Source organism: Pseudomonas sp. PS01270 (assembly GCF_029959775.1).
GTDB lineage: Bacteria > Pseudomonadota > Gammaproteobacteria > Pseudomonadales > Pseudomonadaceae > Aquipseudomonas > Aquipseudomonas atacamensis.
Genome location: NZ_JASCPT010000014.1, coordinates 43,971 through 60,150 on the forward strand (window position 1 = coordinate 43,971; position 16,180 = coordinate 60,150).

The 16,180-nt window shown below is 58.7% G+C and carries 16 protein-coding genes; 5 read left to right on the forward strand and 11 right to left on the reverse strand.

Going from position 1 to position 16,180, the window contains the following annotated elements:
• Positions 1 to 14 precede the first annotated feature (14 nt).
• From QMX86_RS07320 to QMX86_RS07330, 3 genes are all read left to right on the forward strand, one after another.
• Positions 15 to 374: a ribonuclease domain-containing protein gene (locus tag QMX86_RS07320; protein ID WP_083387096.1), complete on the forward strand. Its 360-nt coding sequence runs from the start codon at positions 15 to 17 to the stop codon at positions 372 to 374.
• Positions 375 to 379: 5 nt separating this feature from the next.
• The gene (locus QMX86_RS07325; protein WP_071174497.1) at positions 380 to 667 is read left to right on the forward strand and encodes a barstar family protein; all 288 of its coding nucleotides are present in this window, start codon (positions 380 to 382) and stop codon (positions 665 to 667) included.
• Between the two features lie 108 nt (positions 668 to 775).
• Positions 776 to 1,120, forward strand: coding sequence for a hypothetical protein (locus tag QMX86_RS07330; protein ID WP_071174496.1), 345 nt, complete (start codon positions 776 to 778; stop codon positions 1,118 to 1,120).
• Between the two features lie 124 nt (positions 1,121 to 1,244).
• On the opposite strand, the gene QMX86_RS07335 is transcribed toward QMX86_RS07330, so the two are convergent.
• A complete protein-coding gene (locus tag QMX86_RS07335) occupies positions 1,245 to 1,967 on the reverse strand; it encodes a tellurite resistance TerB family protein (RefSeq protein WP_282385924.1) in 723 nt (240 codons plus the stop codon).
• 177 nt (positions 1,968 to 2,144) lie between these two features.
• Complete coding sequence (locus tag QMX86_RS07340; protein ID WP_016771524.1) at positions 2,145 to 2,330, reverse strand: hypothetical protein; 186 nt, start codon at positions 2,328 to 2,330, stop codon at positions 2,145 to 2,147.
• A 403-nt stretch (positions 2,331 to 2,733) separates the two neighbouring features.
• Between QMX86_RS07340 and QMX86_RS07345 the strand changes: the two genes are divergently transcribed.
• Entirely contained in the window at positions 2,734 to 4,362 is a 1,629-nt protein-coding gene (locus QMX86_RS07345; protein ID WP_110646996.1) for a glucan biosynthesis protein D, read from the forward strand.
• Positions 4,363 to 4,561: 199 nt separating this feature from the next.
• On the opposite strand, the gene QMX86_RS07350 is transcribed toward QMX86_RS07345, so the two are convergent.
• The 3 genes from QMX86_RS07350 to QMX86_RS07360 form a co-directional block, all read right to left on the reverse strand.
• Positions 4,562 to 5,668 (reverse strand): NADH:flavin oxidoreductase/NADH oxidase, encoded by a 1,107-nt coding sequence (locus QMX86_RS07350; protein ID WP_039759093.1) that lies wholly within the window; start codon positions 5,666 to 5,668, stop codon positions 4,562 to 4,564.
• Positions 5,669 to 5,934: 266 nt separating this feature from the next.
• Positions 5,935 to 7,644, reverse strand: a complete 1,710-nt coding sequence (gene recJ, locus QMX86_RS07355; protein ID WP_016771527.1) for a single-stranded-DNA-specific exonuclease RecJ — start codon at positions 7,642 to 7,644, stop codon at positions 5,935 to 5,937.
• A 54-nt stretch (positions 7,645 to 7,698) separates the two neighbouring features.
• Entirely contained in the window at positions 7,699 to 8,241 is a 543-nt protein-coding gene (locus tag QMX86_RS07360; RefSeq protein WP_007908961.1) for a YaeQ family protein, read from the reverse strand.
• Positions 8,242 to 8,387: 146 nt separating this feature from the next.
• Between QMX86_RS07360 and QMX86_RS07365 the strand changes: the two genes are divergently transcribed.
• Positions 8,388 to 9,587, forward strand: coding sequence for a CaiB/BaiF CoA-transferase family protein (locus QMX86_RS07365; protein ID WP_024011725.1), 1,200 nt, complete (start codon positions 8,388 to 8,390; stop codon positions 9,585 to 9,587).
• A gap of 222 nt (positions 9,588 to 9,809) precedes the next feature.
• Here the strand turns inward: QMX86_RS07365 and QMX86_RS07370 are convergent, their stop codons facing one another.
• From QMX86_RS07370 to dsbC, 6 genes are all read right to left on the reverse strand, one after another.
• On the reverse strand, positions 9,810 to 10,091 hold the full coding sequence (locus QMX86_RS07370; protein WP_016771530.1) for a DUF3509 domain-containing protein: 282 nt from the start codon (positions 10,089 to 10,091) through the stop codon (positions 9,810 to 9,812).
• A gap of 162 nt (positions 10,092 to 10,253) precedes the next feature.
• The gene (locus QMX86_RS07375; RefSeq protein WP_130929997.1) at positions 10,254 to 10,661 is read right to left on the reverse strand and encodes a response regulator; all 408 of its coding nucleotides are present in this window, start codon (positions 10,659 to 10,661) and stop codon (positions 10,254 to 10,256) included.
• A 117-nt stretch (positions 10,662 to 10,778) separates the two neighbouring features.
• Positions 10,779 to 12,152, reverse strand: a complete 1,374-nt coding sequence (locus tag QMX86_RS07380) for a transporter substrate-binding domain-containing protein (protein ID WP_122706120.1) — start codon at positions 12,150 to 12,152, stop codon at positions 10,779 to 10,781.
• A gap of 120 nt (positions 12,153 to 12,272) precedes the next feature.
• A complete protein-coding gene (thrC, locus tag QMX86_RS07385; protein WP_130929998.1) occupies positions 12,273 to 13,682 on the reverse strand; it encodes a threonine synthase in 1,410 nt (469 codons plus the stop codon).
• 104 nt (positions 13,683 to 13,786) lie between these two features.
• Entirely contained in the window at positions 13,787 to 15,091 is a 1,305-nt protein-coding gene (locus QMX86_RS07390; protein ID WP_024011722.1) for a homoserine dehydrogenase, read from the reverse strand.
• A 131-nt stretch (positions 15,092 to 15,222) separates the two neighbouring features.
• On the reverse strand, positions 15,223 to 15,954 hold the full coding sequence (gene dsbC / locus QMX86_RS07395; protein WP_016771534.1) for a bifunctional protein-disulfide isomerase/oxidoreductase DsbC: 732 nt from the start codon (positions 15,952 to 15,954) through the stop codon (positions 15,223 to 15,225).
• Positions 15,955 to 16,180: the final 226 nt, after the last annotated feature.

Sequence of the window (16,180 nt, forward strand, 5' to 3'; positions counted from 1 at the left end):
GACAGAGCGATCATGTGGTCGCTTTGTCTCCTGAGCAAAAGGGACTGAGTAAAAGAGGACAGATTTCTTTCTTCAAACTGAATATAAATCTGTCCCCTTTTCCTAAGGCTCAGGCTGCTCAGAGCGAATGGGCGCCGGGTAAGGCAGTTAACAACAGCGTTTCCGTTGGACAAATAGGTGGAGATATTTTCTACAATGATACAAATGTTCTCCCATCCGCCTCTAGCCGAACTTCTTATGAGGCCAACGTCGGACTAAGCAACACTATGTCACGGAGCAACCAACCTGGAACCAGGCTGCTCTATTCGAATGACCCGCTATATATCACCAGTGATCATTATGAAACTGTCAGTTCAATAGGAAAATGGAAATAACCTGAATGATAATTGAACTTGACGGCCTATCCATTTCTTCCGAGCAGGATTTCCACAAGCGTATAGCTTCTGCATTTTCTTGGGCTCAGTACTATGGAAACAACCTAAATTCTCTGTGGGATTTGCTCAGTACGGACGTGGAGCGTCCGATTGAAATAGTATGGAAAAATTCGAAAGAATCTGAACAAAGCATGGGCGAAACTTTTAAAAAAATAATATTTATATTCGAGCGAACAAAAAATCAGGACATACCCCTGGGCTTAGATGAAAAATTCGAATACAAACTAAAGTAAAAAAAATTGATACTTGCCAGCGCATTTATTCAACGCTGCAGTAAGCACGATTATCGTTTGAATGATCAGAGCAAAGTATTCACGAATGCAAAGATTCGGAGAGACCCAATGAGATCAAAACTCGAATACAAACTCCAACCCATCCGAGTACCAAGCGGCTGGACAATAACAATCAACAATCTGTTTGAGGTGGAGCTGACACCGGAGACTTGCAACTGGTTCTCTAGTTCGGTACTGATCGGAGGAGTCCGCCAGAGTACCGGCCATTGCTTTGACACGAGAGTCGAGCCCGAAGGGGATCCCGACGGAGAATTTGTGATTGATATGCTAACGATCGAATACGATAGAAGAGGTGAGCCAATCAAAAACTCCGAAAAGTTTCTAGGTGAATTCAGAACCAAAAGCAAAATCGAATTCATTGAAAGAATTGAAGATTTTATGATTGAGGCTTGATTACATCATTGTTCACGAATCAAAAAGATTAAAAACGGCTTTCCGAGCTAAATCTGTATTGACGCCTCAATAAGCGACACAGGAAAAATCGCAGCACAACACTGCGATTTCTCACCCCATAGAATCAATCTGCCGCCAACCGCACCTGCCTCTCCAACTCCACCTTCAACCCCGGCTCCAATTTCAACTGCCGTGCCAGTTCATCCAGATAGCTCTTCTCCATAAAATTCTCCTCATCCACCAGCATCACACTGGCGATGTACATCTCCGCCGCCATCTCCGGCGTGCTGGCCGCGCGGGCGACGTCGCTGGGGTCGAGGGGTTTGTTGAGTTCGGCGTGGAGCCAGTGTTGCAGCTCCTGGTCGTTGTCGAGTTTGGTGAATTCGCCTTCGATCAGTTCGCGCTCGCGCTCGTCGATGTGGCCGTCGGCTTTGGCGGCGGCGACCAGGGCTTTGAGGATTGCCTGGCTGTGCTGCTCGACTTGAGCGGGTGACAGGCGGTCGAGGGTTTGCGGTTCGCGTTGGGGTGCGCTGCCTTTTTGGGCGTTGTAGTTGCCGTACGCCTTGTAAGCCAGTACGCCCAGCGCGGCGAGGCCGCCGTAGATCGCGACTTTGCCGCCGACCTTGCGGACCTTTTTATTGCCGAGCAGCAGGCCCATCGCGCCTGCGGCCAATGCGCCGCCACCCGCGCCGGAGAGCAGGCCGCCGAGGCCGCTGGAGCCAGACGAGCCACCGAGCAAGCCGCCAAGCCCGCTGGCAGCCGATTTGCTGGAAGCGCCGCCGGCCTTGTTCAGCAGCATTTCCTGCCCGGACTTGAGCAGTTGATCGAGCAATCCACGGGTGTTCATGTTCCGTCTCCAAACAAGGGTTATCCGGATCTAAGGCCCTCAGCCTAGTTCGAAAGTGCCCCAATCCGCCCCGTGAGTGTGCTTCGAGATGTTGCTCGCCACTCAGAAGGGCCCGTTCCGAGCGTTACCCAATGAAAAGGGGCGGGCCTTTCGACCTGCCCCCTTATCCCCTCCTCCTTAAAACCGCGAAACACTCCGCATCGCATCCACCAGATAGCGCATGGCGATCCGGTCGCTTTCCGATAGCTCTCGATAACGTTCCACCAGCTTCAATTCCTCGGAATTGAGACGGCGTCTTCTGCGCCCGCCGCCCAAGCAAGGAAAGATGCCCAACATTTCGGTGATGCCCTGTATTTTTGCCATGGACGATGTCCTTCTCTATTGAGTCAAGAAACTGCTGAACCTCACATCGCCCTGCCTCTTCGAGCAGCGTCGTGTGCCCCGCCGGCACGAAGGCTTGTATCCGGTCTTGCCCATAGAATAGGAATTAAATCGGCGTTGAAAAGTGGTTTTTAGAGTAATTAATCGAAAAAAGCAGATATGCCCTCTAAATCAGAGAGCCCTGTCAGAAAAATTACAGACATGTCTTGTTTCATTGCCAGATGAAGCAACGCAAACAAGCCTTTTTGCCCGCCAATCGAACCGATTAAGCTAGCGGGCATCTGTTTATAGTCCGTTGCGTTTGGCCGAAGGCATGACCGAACCGTAATTTCCGATCCGACAGGTGCCAGGAACGGCGCTGGATTGCACACGACAGGTTGTATTTATGCACCGCAGGAATTTGCTCAAAGCGTCCATGGCCATTGCGGCCTATACCGGTCTTTCCGCGTCGGGCCTGTTGGCCGCTCGCGCTTGGGCAGCCAATGGCGGCGCCGCCGATGGCGAGGCTCAGGCCTTCGATTTCGAGGCGTTGAAGCGTCAGGCCAAGCAGCTCGCCGGCAATGCCTATCAGGATACGAAACAGGTGTTGCCGCCAACCCTGGCGACCATGACTCCGCAAAATTTCAACGCGATCCGCTACGACGGCGAGCATTCCTTGTGGAAGGAAAACAAAGGTCAGCTGGACGTGCAGTTCTTCCACGTCGGCATGGGTTTCCGTCAGCCGGTGCGCATGTACAGCGTTGATCCGAAGACGCGCATGGCGCGCGAAGTGCACTTCCGCCCGGCGCTGTTCAATTACGAGAACACTTCGGTCGACACCCAGCAGCTCAAGGGCGACCTGGGTTTTGCCGGCTTCAAACTGTTCAAGGCGCCGGAGCTGGATCGGCATGACGTGGTGTCGTTTCTGGGCGCCAGCTATTTCCGTGCGGTCGATGCTACTGGCCAATATGGCCTTTCCGCGCGCGGCCTGGCCATCGACACTTACGCGAAGAAACGCGAAGAGTTTCCCGACTTCACCAAGTTCTGGTTCGAGACGCCTGACAAGAACGCCACGCGTTTTGTGGTCTACGCCCTTCTCGACTCGCCGAGCGCGACCGGCGCCTATCGCTTCGACATCGATTGCCAGGCCGAGCGCGTGGTCATGGAAATCGACGCGCACATCAACGCACGCACCACTATCGAACAACTCGGCGTGGCGCCGATGACCAGCATGTTCAGTTGCGGCACCCACGAACGGCGCATGTGCGACACCATCCACCCGCAGATCCACGACTCCGACCGTCTGGCCATGTGGCGCGGCAATGGCGAGTGGATCTGCCGTCCGTTGAACAACCCGGCAAAGCTGCAATTCAACGCATTTGCCGACAAGGACCCGAAAGGTTTCGGCCTGGTGCAGACCGACCATGAATTCGCCAACTATCAGGACACTGTCGACTGGTACAGCAAGCGCCCGAGCCTGTGGGTAGAACCGACAACCGCATGGGGCGAAGGCTCGATCGATCTGCTGGAAATTCCCACGACCGGCGAGACGCTGGATAACATCGTCGCCTTCTGGACGCCGAAGAAACCCGTGGCTGCCGGTGATTCGCTGAACTACGGGTACAAGCTGTACTGGAGCGCGCTGCCACCGGTCGGCACGCCACTGGCACGGGTGCACGCTACGCGTTCGGGCATGGGCGGCTTCACCGAGGGTTGGGCGCCGGGTGAGCACTACCCGCCAGTCTGGGCGCGCCGTTTTGCCGTGGACTTCACCGGTGGCGGCCTTGAGCGCCTGCCACAGGGCACCGGGATCGAGCCAGTGATTACCTGTTCCAACGGCAAGGTGCAGGACTTCAGCGTGCTGGTGCTGGATGACATCAAGGGTTATCGGATCCTGTTCGATTGGTACCCGACCAATGACAGCGTCGAGCCGGTGGAACTGCGCCTGTTCATTCGCACCAATGACCGCACGTTGAGCGAGACCTGGCTGTACCAGTATTTCCCGCCGGCGCCGGACAAGCGTAAATACCCTTGAGGTTTTGTAGCGCCTGCCAGTGCCTCATCGCTGGCAAGCCAGCTCCCACAGTGGTGAGTTGATCACAAGACCTGTAGTCGACTCGAACCTGTGGGAGCGGGCTTGCCCGCGATGACGGCAGCGCAGACAGCGAGGCCGGACCAGACAAACCAAAGCCCCGACCCTCACCGGCTCGGGGCTTTTGCTTTCCAGCCTTCAATCAATCGCGCAAATCCGATTCATGAATCGGCTGATCCCGATGGGTCGCGCGCTGATACTGCGCCGGCCATACTGCTTTGCGTCCGCCCAGATCATCGTCGGCGTGCAGCGGCCAGTACGGATCGCGCAGCAGTTCGCGCGCAAGGAAAATGATATCGGCCTGACAGGTGCGCAGAATGTGCTCGGCCTGGGCAGGCTCGGTAATCATTCCGACAGTACCGGTGGCAATGCCTGACTCTTTGCGTACCCGCTCGGCAAAGCGCGTCTGATAACCGGGTCCGACCGGAATTTCCGCGTTTGCAGCTGTCCCTCCTGAAGACACGTCGATGAGATCGGCGCCCAGCGTGTGAAGGCGACGCGCCAGCTCCACGGTTTCGTCCGGATTCCAGCCGTCTTCGACCCAGTCGGTCGCCGAGACGCGGACAAACACTGGCAATTCCTCCGGCCATACCGCCCTCACCGCTTCAGTGACTTGCAGCACCAGACGGATGCGATTCTCGAACGAACCACCGTACTGATCGCGACGTTGGTTGCTCAGCGGCGAAAGAAACTGATGCAGCAGATAGCCGTGCGCGGCATGCACCTCGACCACGCTGAACCCCGCCGTCAGCGCGCGCTTGGCCGCGTCGACAAAGGCCTGGATCACTTCGGCGATCTGCCCTTCATCGAGCTGTTTCGGCTGGGTGTGCTGCGGATCGAAAGCAATCGGCGATGGCCCGACCGGGGTCCAGCCGCCATCCTCGGGTTTGACACTGCCATGCTTGCCGATCCACGGCCGGTGGGTGCTGGCCTTGCGCCCGGCGTGGGCCAGTTGAATACCGGCGACCGCACCCTGGGCGGTGATGAAGCGAGTGATGCGTTGCAGCGGTTCGATCTGTTCGTCGTTCCACAGTCCAAGGTCTTCGGCGGTGATGCGCCCGTCGGCGGTCACCGCCGTGGCTTCGGTGAAAACCAGACCGGCACCGCCCACCGCGCGGCTGCCCAGGTGCACCAGGTGCCAGTCGTTGGCCAGGCCGTCGACGCTGGAGTACTGGCACATCGGCGACACGGCGATGCGGTTGGGCAGGGTCAGTTGGCGCAGGGTAAAGGGTTCAAGCAGCAGACTCATGGGGCACCTCTCGAATCAGTGGGCAGGCTCCAGGGTTCTGTTTGAAAAGTCGACGAGTGACAGAAAAAGGGTGCAGCACCCGCCCCCGCGGGCAAAAATTCGACAAGACGTCACAAGGCCAATCAAGCAGTGCTTAGAGCCTAGTCGACAACCGGAGATGACGGAGGGTTCAGAGTAATTCAGTGTGTGAAAGGACGCTTTGGCGAGCAGGCTCGCTCCCACAAGGCAGCACCGTACCTGTGGGAGCGAGCCTGCTCGCGAATGGCTTAACGCGGTTCGATATGAGCAATCATCAGCTGCACAGTCTCGTTGCCACGAAACTCGTTGACGTCGAGCTTGTAAGCCAGTTCAACCCATTGAATCGTCGGGTTCGGCCACACATCGCGATCAATGCCAAACGCGATGCCATCGAGCTTCACCGAACCGCATTCGCTTTTCAGCACCACTTTCAAATGCCGTTCGCCAACCACGCGCTGCTCGACCAACTGGAACACGCCATGAAACAGCGGCTCCGGAAAGTGCTGACCCCATGGCCCGGCGTGGCGCAAGGCGCGGGCCAGTTCGAGGTGGAACTCTTCGACGGCCAGCGTGCCATCGGACAACATGCGCCCGGTGAGGTCTTCTTCGCGAAGTTGCCTACGTACTTCAGCGTCGAATGCCTCGGCGAACAGCGGAAAATTCTCCTGCGGCAAGGTCAGACCAGCGGCCATCGCGTGGCCACCGTACTTGGCGATCAGGTTCGGATGCTGCGCCGCGACCACGCTCAGCGCATCGCGAATATGGAAGCCCTGCACCGAGCGACCGGAGCCCTTGAGCAGACCATCACCGGCATCGGCAAAAGCAATGGTCGGGCGGAAATAGCGCTCTTTCATGCGCGAAGCGAGAATGCCGATCACACCCTGGTGCCACTCCGGGTCGAACAGGCACAGACCAAACGGCATCGACTCGACCGGCAGATCCTTGAGCTGCGCCAGCGCTTCGCGCTGCATGCCCTGCTCGATGGATTTGCGATCCTGGTTCATGCCGTCCAGTTGCGCAGCCATTTCCCGCGCCAGATTGGCGTCGGCGGTGAGCAGGCATTCGATGCCCAGGCTCATGTCGTCCAGACGTCCGGCGGCGTTCAGGCGCGGGCCGACGATAAAACCCAAGTCGGTGGAAGTGATCCGCGCAGCCTCTCGCTTGGCGACTTCGAGGATCGCCTTGATCCCCGGCCGCGCCCGGCCGGCACGAATCCGCTCCAGCCCTTGATGCACAAGAATGCGGTTGTTGGCATCCAGCGGCACCACGTCAGCGACGCTGCCCAGCGCCACCAGATCGAGCAGTTCGCCGATGTTCGGTTGCGGTTTGCTCTCGTACCAGCCGAGGCTGCGCAGACGCGCACGCAACGCCATGAGTACGTAAAAGATCACTCCGACGCCGGCCAGCGCCTTGCTCGGAAACTCGCAGCCCGGCTGGTTCGGATTGACCAGCGCATCGGCCTGCGGCAGTTCATCGCCGGGCAAGTGGTGGTCGGTGATCAACACTTTCAGTCCGGCGCGCTTGGCCGCCGCGACGCCTTCGACGCTGGAGATGCCGTTATCGACGGTGATCAATAGTTGCGGTTCACGGGTCAGCGCGACTTCGACGATTTCCGGCGTCAGGCCATAGCCGTATTCGAAACGGTTCGGCACCAGATAATCGACATGCGCAGCGCCCAGCAGGCGCAGGCCGAGTACACCGACGGTGCTGGCGGTGGCGCCGTCCGCATCGAAGTCGCCGACGATCAAAATGCGCTGGCGTTGCTCCAATGCCGTCACCAGCAGGTCAACCGCCGCATCAATGCCTTTGAGCTGCTGGAACGGGATCAAGCGCGCCAGACTTTTGTCCAGCTCCGCTTCCGATTGCACGCCCCGCGCCGCGTACAGGCGGGTCAGCAGTGGCGGCAGATCACCAAGGAAAGGCAGCGTGGCAGGCAGTTGACGAGGTTCGATACGCATGGGGCGACGGAGGCTTCTCTTTGATTCGTGGGAAATATCAGCGGTGTCACGACCTCAGCCGCGCTCACCTTGCAGCCATTGCAACTGGACTTCGTGCTGACCGCGGTCGTCGGTGACGAAGATCGTGCCTTCGCTGATCATCACGTCCCATTTGATAACGCGCGGCATGTCCTTGGCGAGGGTCTCCAGCACTTCCTGCGGAACAGCTGCGATGTTGACGTTTTTCAGGTTCTTGATCGCCGGGATCACCTTGGTTTCCCAGACACGCAGGCTGCCGTAGGCCAGCAGGCTGGTGCGTTCAGTGCGGCGCGAGCACCAGGTCAGGCGATCGGCATCCGGCTGACCGACTTCGATCCAGTGCAGGACACGGTCGTCCAGGCTCTTTTCCCACAAGGCCGGTTCATCCACGTCTGACAGACCACGGCCGAACGACAGCTGCTCGTTGTACCAGAGCGCGTAGGCCAGCAGCCGCACGGTCATGCGCTCTTCGGTCTCCGAAGGATGACGGGCAATGGTCTGCTTGACGCTTTCGTAGACGCTGCGGTCGAGGTCGGTGAGGTTCAGTTCGAATTTGTAGGTAGTGGACGGCTGTGCCATGAACGGGCTTCTTGATACGAGGAAAGTCGGCAAGTCTAACCGATGCCGCAGGCAATCATCGAATTGATGGCAATCCAGCTGCGGCGTCTGACAGCCGGCTATGTTAAAACCCTGTATCCGTTCAGCCTTGTCCTACAGGATTTCGCATGCCGTTCACCAGCAAACCGCTCTCGGGTCTGAAAGTCATTGAATTGGGTACGCTGATCGCCGGGCCGTTTGCCTCGCGCATTTGCGGCGAATTCGGCGCCGAGGTGATCAAGATCGAGTCGCCGGACGGCGGCGATCCCCTGCGCAAGTGGCGCAAGTTGTACGAAGGCACCTCGTTGTGGTGGTTCGTCCAGGCGCGCAACAAGAAGTCGCTGACCCTCAATCTGAAACACCCCGACGGTTTGGCGATCCTGAAACAACTGCTGGGCGAAGCCGACATCCTCATCGAGAATTTCCGCCCCGGCGTCTTGGAAAAACTCGGTCTGAGCTGGGAAACCCTGCACGCCCTGAACCCGAAACTGGTGATGGTGCGCCTCTCCGGTTTTGGTCAGACCGGGCCGATGAAGGACCAGCCAGGTTTCGGCGCGGTCGGCGAATCCATGGGCGGCCTGCGGTACATCACCGGTTTCGAAGATCGGCCACCGGTGCGTACCGGGATTTCCATCGGTGATTCGATTGCCGCGCTGTGGGGCGTGATCGGTGCGCTGATGGCGCTGCGTCATCGCGAGGTCAACGGCGGGCTGGGCCAAGTGGTCGACGTTGCGCTGTATGAAGCTATCTTCGCGATGATGGAAAGCATGGTGCCGGAGTTCGACGTGTTCGGTTTCATCCGCGAGCGCAGCGGCAACATCATGCCGGGCATCACGCCCTCTTCGATCCACACCAGCGCCGACGGCAAGCATGTACAGATCGGCGCCAATGGTGATGCAATCTTCAAACGCTTCATGCTCGTGATTGGCCGCGAAGATCTTGCCAACGACCCACTGCTGGCCAGTAACGACGGGCGTGACAGTCGCCGGGACGAGTTGTATGGCGTGATTGATCGCTGGGTCAATTCCTTACCGCTGCAGACCGTTCTCGACTTGCTCAATCAGGCCGACGTACCGGTCAGCCGGATCTTCAGCGCCGAGGACATGTTCAACGATCCGCAATACCTGGCGCGGGAGATGTTCCTGCATGCCAAGCTGCCGGACGGCAAGGACTTCAAGATGCCCGGCATCGTGCCGAAGCTGTCGGAAACGCCGGGGTCCTCCGAGTGGGTCGGACCGCAGCTTGGCGAACACAATGCGCAGGTGCTTGGCGATCTGGGCTACGACGCGGCGCAAATCGCTCGGCTGCGTGAAGACGGGGCCATCTGAGCAGCGCCGGGTGCTTCGGTTTTTCAAGCAACAAGCCGCGCACCGCGCAAACGCCGGGCAAAAGAAACCCCGAGAAGTGGGGAGACGACTCGGGGTTAAACGGGGTCTGCTTCGAGACCCGTAGCAGCAAGCGACAAGCACCGGAGCACAATGCTTGATCCTGCTGTTATGGGCTCTGACTGACAGGGATGCAGGAAGGTTCCCACAAAAAATATTTCATCTTTACAGGGCCGGACGCTTGTCCAGAGCTGCATTGCGCAACGCCGCAATGACGCAGGGTTCCAGCCGCCCTTCGGCGATCATCACGTCACGGTGCAGGCCGTCCACCACGTCGGTCAGCAAGCGCTTGTCGCTCAACTGGGCCTGATTGAATTCGCGTTCCACCACAATGGCGCCGCTGCTGTTCTTCAGCGTCACCAGACATTCACCATGGCTGCCGCGAGGGGTCAGCGTCACCTGATACGGGCTCAGAGCCTCACCGAGCAATAGACTGATACTTTCCATCTCGATCTCCACTCAATAGTCCGAAAACACAGTGCCTGGGGCGTGTTCACATTAAATGACCACCGGCCCGAGAAGAAAGTTCTGCCTGTCGCGTCCCGACCTTGCGGCTCCGCGTCTGACAGAGCATGCACGGCGAAGATGACAGAAAAATATTCGCCGGTTTCAGGCCTCGATGAGCTCGTGCGGGGCGATCAGATAACTGTCCAGCAGACCTCTCATCAACACCGCCGAAACCGGCGTTTGCAGCCGTCCCAGCAGGCGCAGGCGTTGCTGGCGGAGCAGCGGCTCCAGATCACTCATCAGACTCTGCGCGACCGAGCCCAGCAGAATCAGGGCACGCGCCTCATGGTGCGCCGCCAGGTGATGAATCAAAGCCAGCCCATCGCCACCTTTGAGCTGCGGATCGCAAATGGCGATATCGACCGCGCCGCGATGCCCCAGTGAACTCAAGGCTGACGCCAGCGAAGGCGCGGTCAATACATCGTAGATGCCGATGGCATTGAGCATTTGATGCAATGCCATCAGCTGGAACGGGTTGGGTTCAAGAATCAGGACTTTAAGCGAGCGCATGGGCGACCTCTGGAGCGATCATCGCGGACTCTCACCGCAGTTGTCGTTCACTCTAGGGCAGGCGTCTTAAGCCTCCCATCAGAAAAGTAGCCGCGTCTTGCAGGACATTTCCCTTCTTTACTGCAGACAGCGACACCCGCTCTCGGTCCTGCGCTGAGTGATATCGGTCCAGCCACCCAACAGGCCGCGCAATTTACCGTCACCGCTGTAAAACGGCACGGTCCACTGATACACCTCGCGAGACCCGCCCTTGAACAGCAGCTGTCGTTTGCTGAAGCGCGACTTGCGGGTCTGCAACTGGGCGATGAATTCATCGTGCAGCATCCGCGCAGTGGTTTCCGGAAACGCATCGACTTCGATCAGCAGGCGCCCCTGCATCTGGTCCAGGCGCACCGACAGTGCTTCCTCGTAACTGCGATTGCAGATGATCAAGCGCCCGTGCAGATCACGGACAAACACCGGATCCGGCATCGAATCGATCAGGGCGTGCTGAAAGGCCAGTTGATCACCCAGCTCCTTTTCCGCTGCGCAGCGCAGCTTGATTACGGCTGCCAGACGCCTGTTCCACACCAGCGACAGCATTCCGAAAACGCCGATTACCCCCATCGCCCAACATGCCCACTCGACCAGCCGTTCCCAGACGGAGGGCACGGGCGGCGGCGAAACGCCTGCCAGCCACTTGAGACGCATCGCCCGCAACTCCGCCGCAGGGAACGCTTCCAGCGCCTTGTTGAGAATACTCAGTAGTTGCGGCATGCCTTTTCGTACAGCCAGATGATCGGCTTCCCACTTGCCCTCTACCAGGGCACCGACCTTGAGCATGCCCAACGGATAGAGCTGCGCGCCGATTTCGTTTTCGATGGTTGCGTAGGCTTCACCGCTCTCGACCAGCGCCCGCGCTTCGGCGTAGGTTTTCACCGAGCGTATTTCAATCGACGGATAATCGCGCCGAATCGCATCCTCCAGGGCATGACGGGCGGGCAGCACCAGAACACGCTTGGCCAGTTGCTCGAAAGACTCCACCCGCGGGGTATTGGCATGTCCGACAAAAACCCAGCCTGCCCCTCCAAAAGCATGACTGAAATCGAGAAACGCCTTGCGATCATCACTCATGGCCAAGGTCGTACTGATGTCCGCGACCCCGCTTTGCAGGCGATCGAGCATATGGTCGGTAGAGAACGATTCCTGGTGCTCGAATTGCAGGCCGGTCATTGCGCTGACGCGCTTGAGCACATCGTTGTTCAGACCGCTCCACTGGCCATGTTCGTCCTGAAACAGGTACAACGGATATTGCACCGATGCCACCGTCACTCTGGGGTTGTCACGTATCCATTGCTGCTCGTGCGCATCCAGCTCGATAGCCTGGACACTGGCTGACGCATTGGCCTGATCGAGTGCCATTTGCGCTGCCATGCCGCTGTGTGTCCACCCCAGCACCGCCAACAAAAACAACCAGCCCAGTGCCGGTTTCAAACCTCTGTAAAACAGCATTGCCATTTCCTTCGTGATCGACTCACCCGTCCTTCGTGGGTGAAAACCCGAGCAGTGTGGCAGCAGAAACAAAAAAGCCCGTCAGGAGACGGGCTTCAAAATGTGACAGCTTTTACTGGCTTAGAGCGGCTTGCCGCGGTTGCCATGCAGGCTGACAAAGGCTTGCACGGCTTTCAGGTCGTTTGGCAGAACCGTGCAGCGCTCGTTTCGCTCAAACAAATCAGAAAGATGTGCAGGTAGTTCGAGCGCTTTTCCTACACCCGCTTTCTCCACTGCCTCAGGAAACTTGACCGGATGGGCAGTACCCAGAATGACCATCGGAATATCCAGGCTGCGACGGCATTCGCGCGCGGCTTTCACACCGATGGCAGTGTGCGGGTCGAGCACCTCACCGGTTTGCTCGTAGATGTCGGCGATGGTTTCGCAGGTCTGCGCATCGTCCACCGCCAGCGAATCGAACAGCTTGCGTGCTTCGGTCCAGCGCTCTTGCTCGACGCTGAAACTGCCGTCCTTTTTGAACGAGTCCATCAGGCCGGCAATCGCCGCACCGTTACGGCCGTGCAGGTCGAACAGCAGGCGCTCGAAGTTCGACGACACCATGATGTCCATCGACGGCGACAGCGTTGCGTGCAGGGTTTCCTTGACGTACTGGTTGCCGCTCATGAAGCGGTGCAGGATGTCGTTGCGGTTGGTCGCGACGATCAACTGGTTGATCGGCAGGCCCATGTTGCGCGCCAGGTAACCGGCGAAGATGTCGCCGAAGTTACCGGTCGGTACCGAGAACGACACCGAACGCGCCGGACCGCCCAACTGCAGGGACGCATGGAAGTAGTAAACGATCTGGGCCATGATCCGCGCCCAGTTGATCGAGTTCACCGCCACCAGACGCGTGCCTTTGAGGAAGCTCTGGTCGGCGAAGCTGTTCTTGACCATTTCCTGGCAGTCGTCGAAGTTGCCTTCGATGGCGATGTTGTGGATGTTCTCGCCGAAGATCGTTGTCATCTGCCGACGCTGCACTTCCGATACGCGCTGATGCGGGTGCAGGATGAAGATGTCGACGTTTTCGCAGTGCTTGCAGCCTTCGATGGCCGCAGAACCGGTGTCACCAGAGGTGGCACCGACAATCACCACGCGCTCGCCGCGCTTTTCCAGCACGTAATCGAGCAGACGACCGAGCAGTTGCAGGGCGAAGTCCTTGAACGCCAGGGTCGGGCCGTGGAACAGCTCAAGCACCCATTCATTACCGTTCAACTGACGCAGTGGCGCCACGGCGCTGTGGGCGAACACACCGTAGGTTTCTTCGAGAATCTTCTTGAAATCGGCATCCGGAATGCTGCCGGTGACAAACGGGCGCATCACCCGGAAGGCCAGTTCGTGATACGGCAGGCCAGCCCAGGAAGCGATCTCTTCCTGAGTAAAACGTGGCAGGTTTTCCGGGACGTACAGACCGCCATCGGTCGCCAGACCGGCCAGCAGGACCTCTTCAAAATTCAGGGCCGGGGCCTGGCCGCGAGTACTGATATAACGCATAGGGGCAAACCTTTGGTTTGAGCTGCAAGCCTCAAGCTGCAAGCTGCAAGTCAAAGCCGAACCGCTTCGTCTTGCCGCTTGTAACTTGCCGCTTGCCGCTGCTTTTAGTTCAAATGTTCGACACGGATCCGTACAACCGGGCCGTCGACGCCAGCCAGTGCTTCCAGCGCGGTGATCGCATCGTTGATGCGCTGCTCGACCACGCGGTGGGTCAGCAGGATCATCGGCACCAGGCCGTCATGCTCTTCGACTTCCTTCTGCATGATCGATTCGATATTGATGCCGCGCTCCGACAGGATGCTCGCCACCTGCGCCAGTACGCCCGGATGATCCTTGGCGTGAATGCGCAGGTAGTAAGCGCTTTCGCAGGCTTCGATCGGCAGGATCGGATGGGCCGATAGCGAGTCCGGCTGGAAGGCTAGGTGCGGCACACGGTTTTCCGGGTCGGAAGTCATCGCGCGAACCACGTCGACCAGATCGGCGATCACCGACGAAGCGGTCGGCTCCATGCCAGCGCCGGCACCGTAGAACAGCGTCGAACCGGCGGCGTCGCCATTGACCATCACTGCGTTCATCACGCCGTTGACGTTGGCGATCAGGCGATCGGCCGGAATCAGCGTCGGGTGCACGCGCAACTCGATGCCGGCGTCAGTGCTGCGCGCCACACCCAAGTGCTTGATGCGATAGCCCAGCGCTTCGGCGTAGTTGACGTCGGCGGTGGTCAGTTTGGTGATGCCTTCGGTGTAAGCCTTGTCGAATTGCAGCGGAATGCCGAAGGCAATCGACGCCAGAATGGTCAGCTTGTGCGCGGCATCGATGCCTTCGACGTCGAAGGTCGGGTCGGCTTCGGCGTAACCCAGCGCTTGCGCTTCGGCGAGTACGTCTTCAAACGTACGGCCCTTCTCGCGCATTTCGGTGAGGATGAAGTTGCCGGTGCCGTTGATGATCCCGGCAACCCAGTTGATGCGGTTGGCGGACAGGCCTTCGCGGATCGCCTTGATCACCGGAATGCCACCGGCCACCGCCGCTTCGAATGCCACGATCACGCCTTTCTCGCGTGCCTTGGCGAAAATCTCATTACCGTGAACGGCTATCAGCGCCTTGTTCGCGGTGACCACATGCTTGCCATTCTCGATGGCCTTGAGTACCAGCTCGCGGGCAACGGTGTAGCCGCCCATCAGCTCTATGACGATGTCGATCTCAGGGTTCGTGGCCACTTCGAAGACATCGTTGGTAATCGCAATACCGGTCGTCTGGAACTGAGGCTTTGGCGTGCGCGTGGCAATTTGTGCCACTTCGATTCCACGCCCGGCACGACGAGCAATTTCCTCGGCGTTGCGCTGAAGTACGTTGAAGGTACCGCCACCGACGGTCCCTAACCCACAGATGCCTACTTTGACCGGATTCACTGTGAACTCCCCATGAAACGGCCGACACAGGGTCGGCCGGAAAACAACCGCGTGCTCGCGGCTCTCTGTTGATGGCCCGGCGCTGTTGCCGCCGGACCACGATCGTCAACGGTTGCCCGTGACGATGCGAATTACTTCGCGCCCAGCGCCAGTTTGGCGACTTGTGGCGCCGGCTGGTAGCCCGGAATGACCTGGCCGTCGGCCAAAACGATGGCCGGTGTACCGTTCACGCCGATCGACTGACCGAGGGCGAATTGCTTGGAAACCGGGTTATCGCACTTGGCGGCCTTGATTTCCTTGCCATCGACCATTTTGTCCATGGCGGCTTTCTTGTCTTTCGAGCACCACACTGCTTGCAGCTGCTCGTCACCCGGCGAATTCAGGCCCTGGCGCGGGAACGCCACGTAGCGCACTTCGATGCCGCGCTTGTTCAGCTCCGGCACTTCGGCATGCAGTTTGTGGCAGTACGGACAGGTGGTGTCGGTGAACACGGTGATGTGCGATTTGGTCTCGCCCACGGCCGGGTAGACCACGGTTTCGGCCACCGGGATGGCATTGATCAGTTTGGAAATGCCCAGGCGTTCGGTCTTCTCGGTCAGGTTGACCGGTTTGCCATTCGCGAGCTGGTACAGGTTGCCCTGCACGATGTACTGGCCATCGGCACTGGCGTACAGCACGCGGCTGCCTTTGAGTTTGACTTCGTACATGCCAGGCAACGGGCTGGCACTGATGCTTTCGACCGGAACCTCGAGTTCGAGTTTTTCCAGGCTTTGACGAATGGCTTTGTCAGCCGCGTCGTCGGCGACGGCAAAGGTGCTCACCAACGCAATGGCGGCGGCAGCGAAAATCTGGGTCAGACGCATGAGTACTCCTGAGGGCGGGCCAATGAAACGGTCAGAACGCCCGTGCGAAACACCGGGTCATAACCGTCCATCGTGCAAACCGGCAAAGCCTAACACATAAGGTCACGAGGGCCGAATGCGCCTGTCGCCACACACTCATGTGCAACTGACACATCTTCATGCTTGTACAACTGACCCACAACCACATGTGGCTGACACACATTATTGTGGCGAGGGAATTTATCCC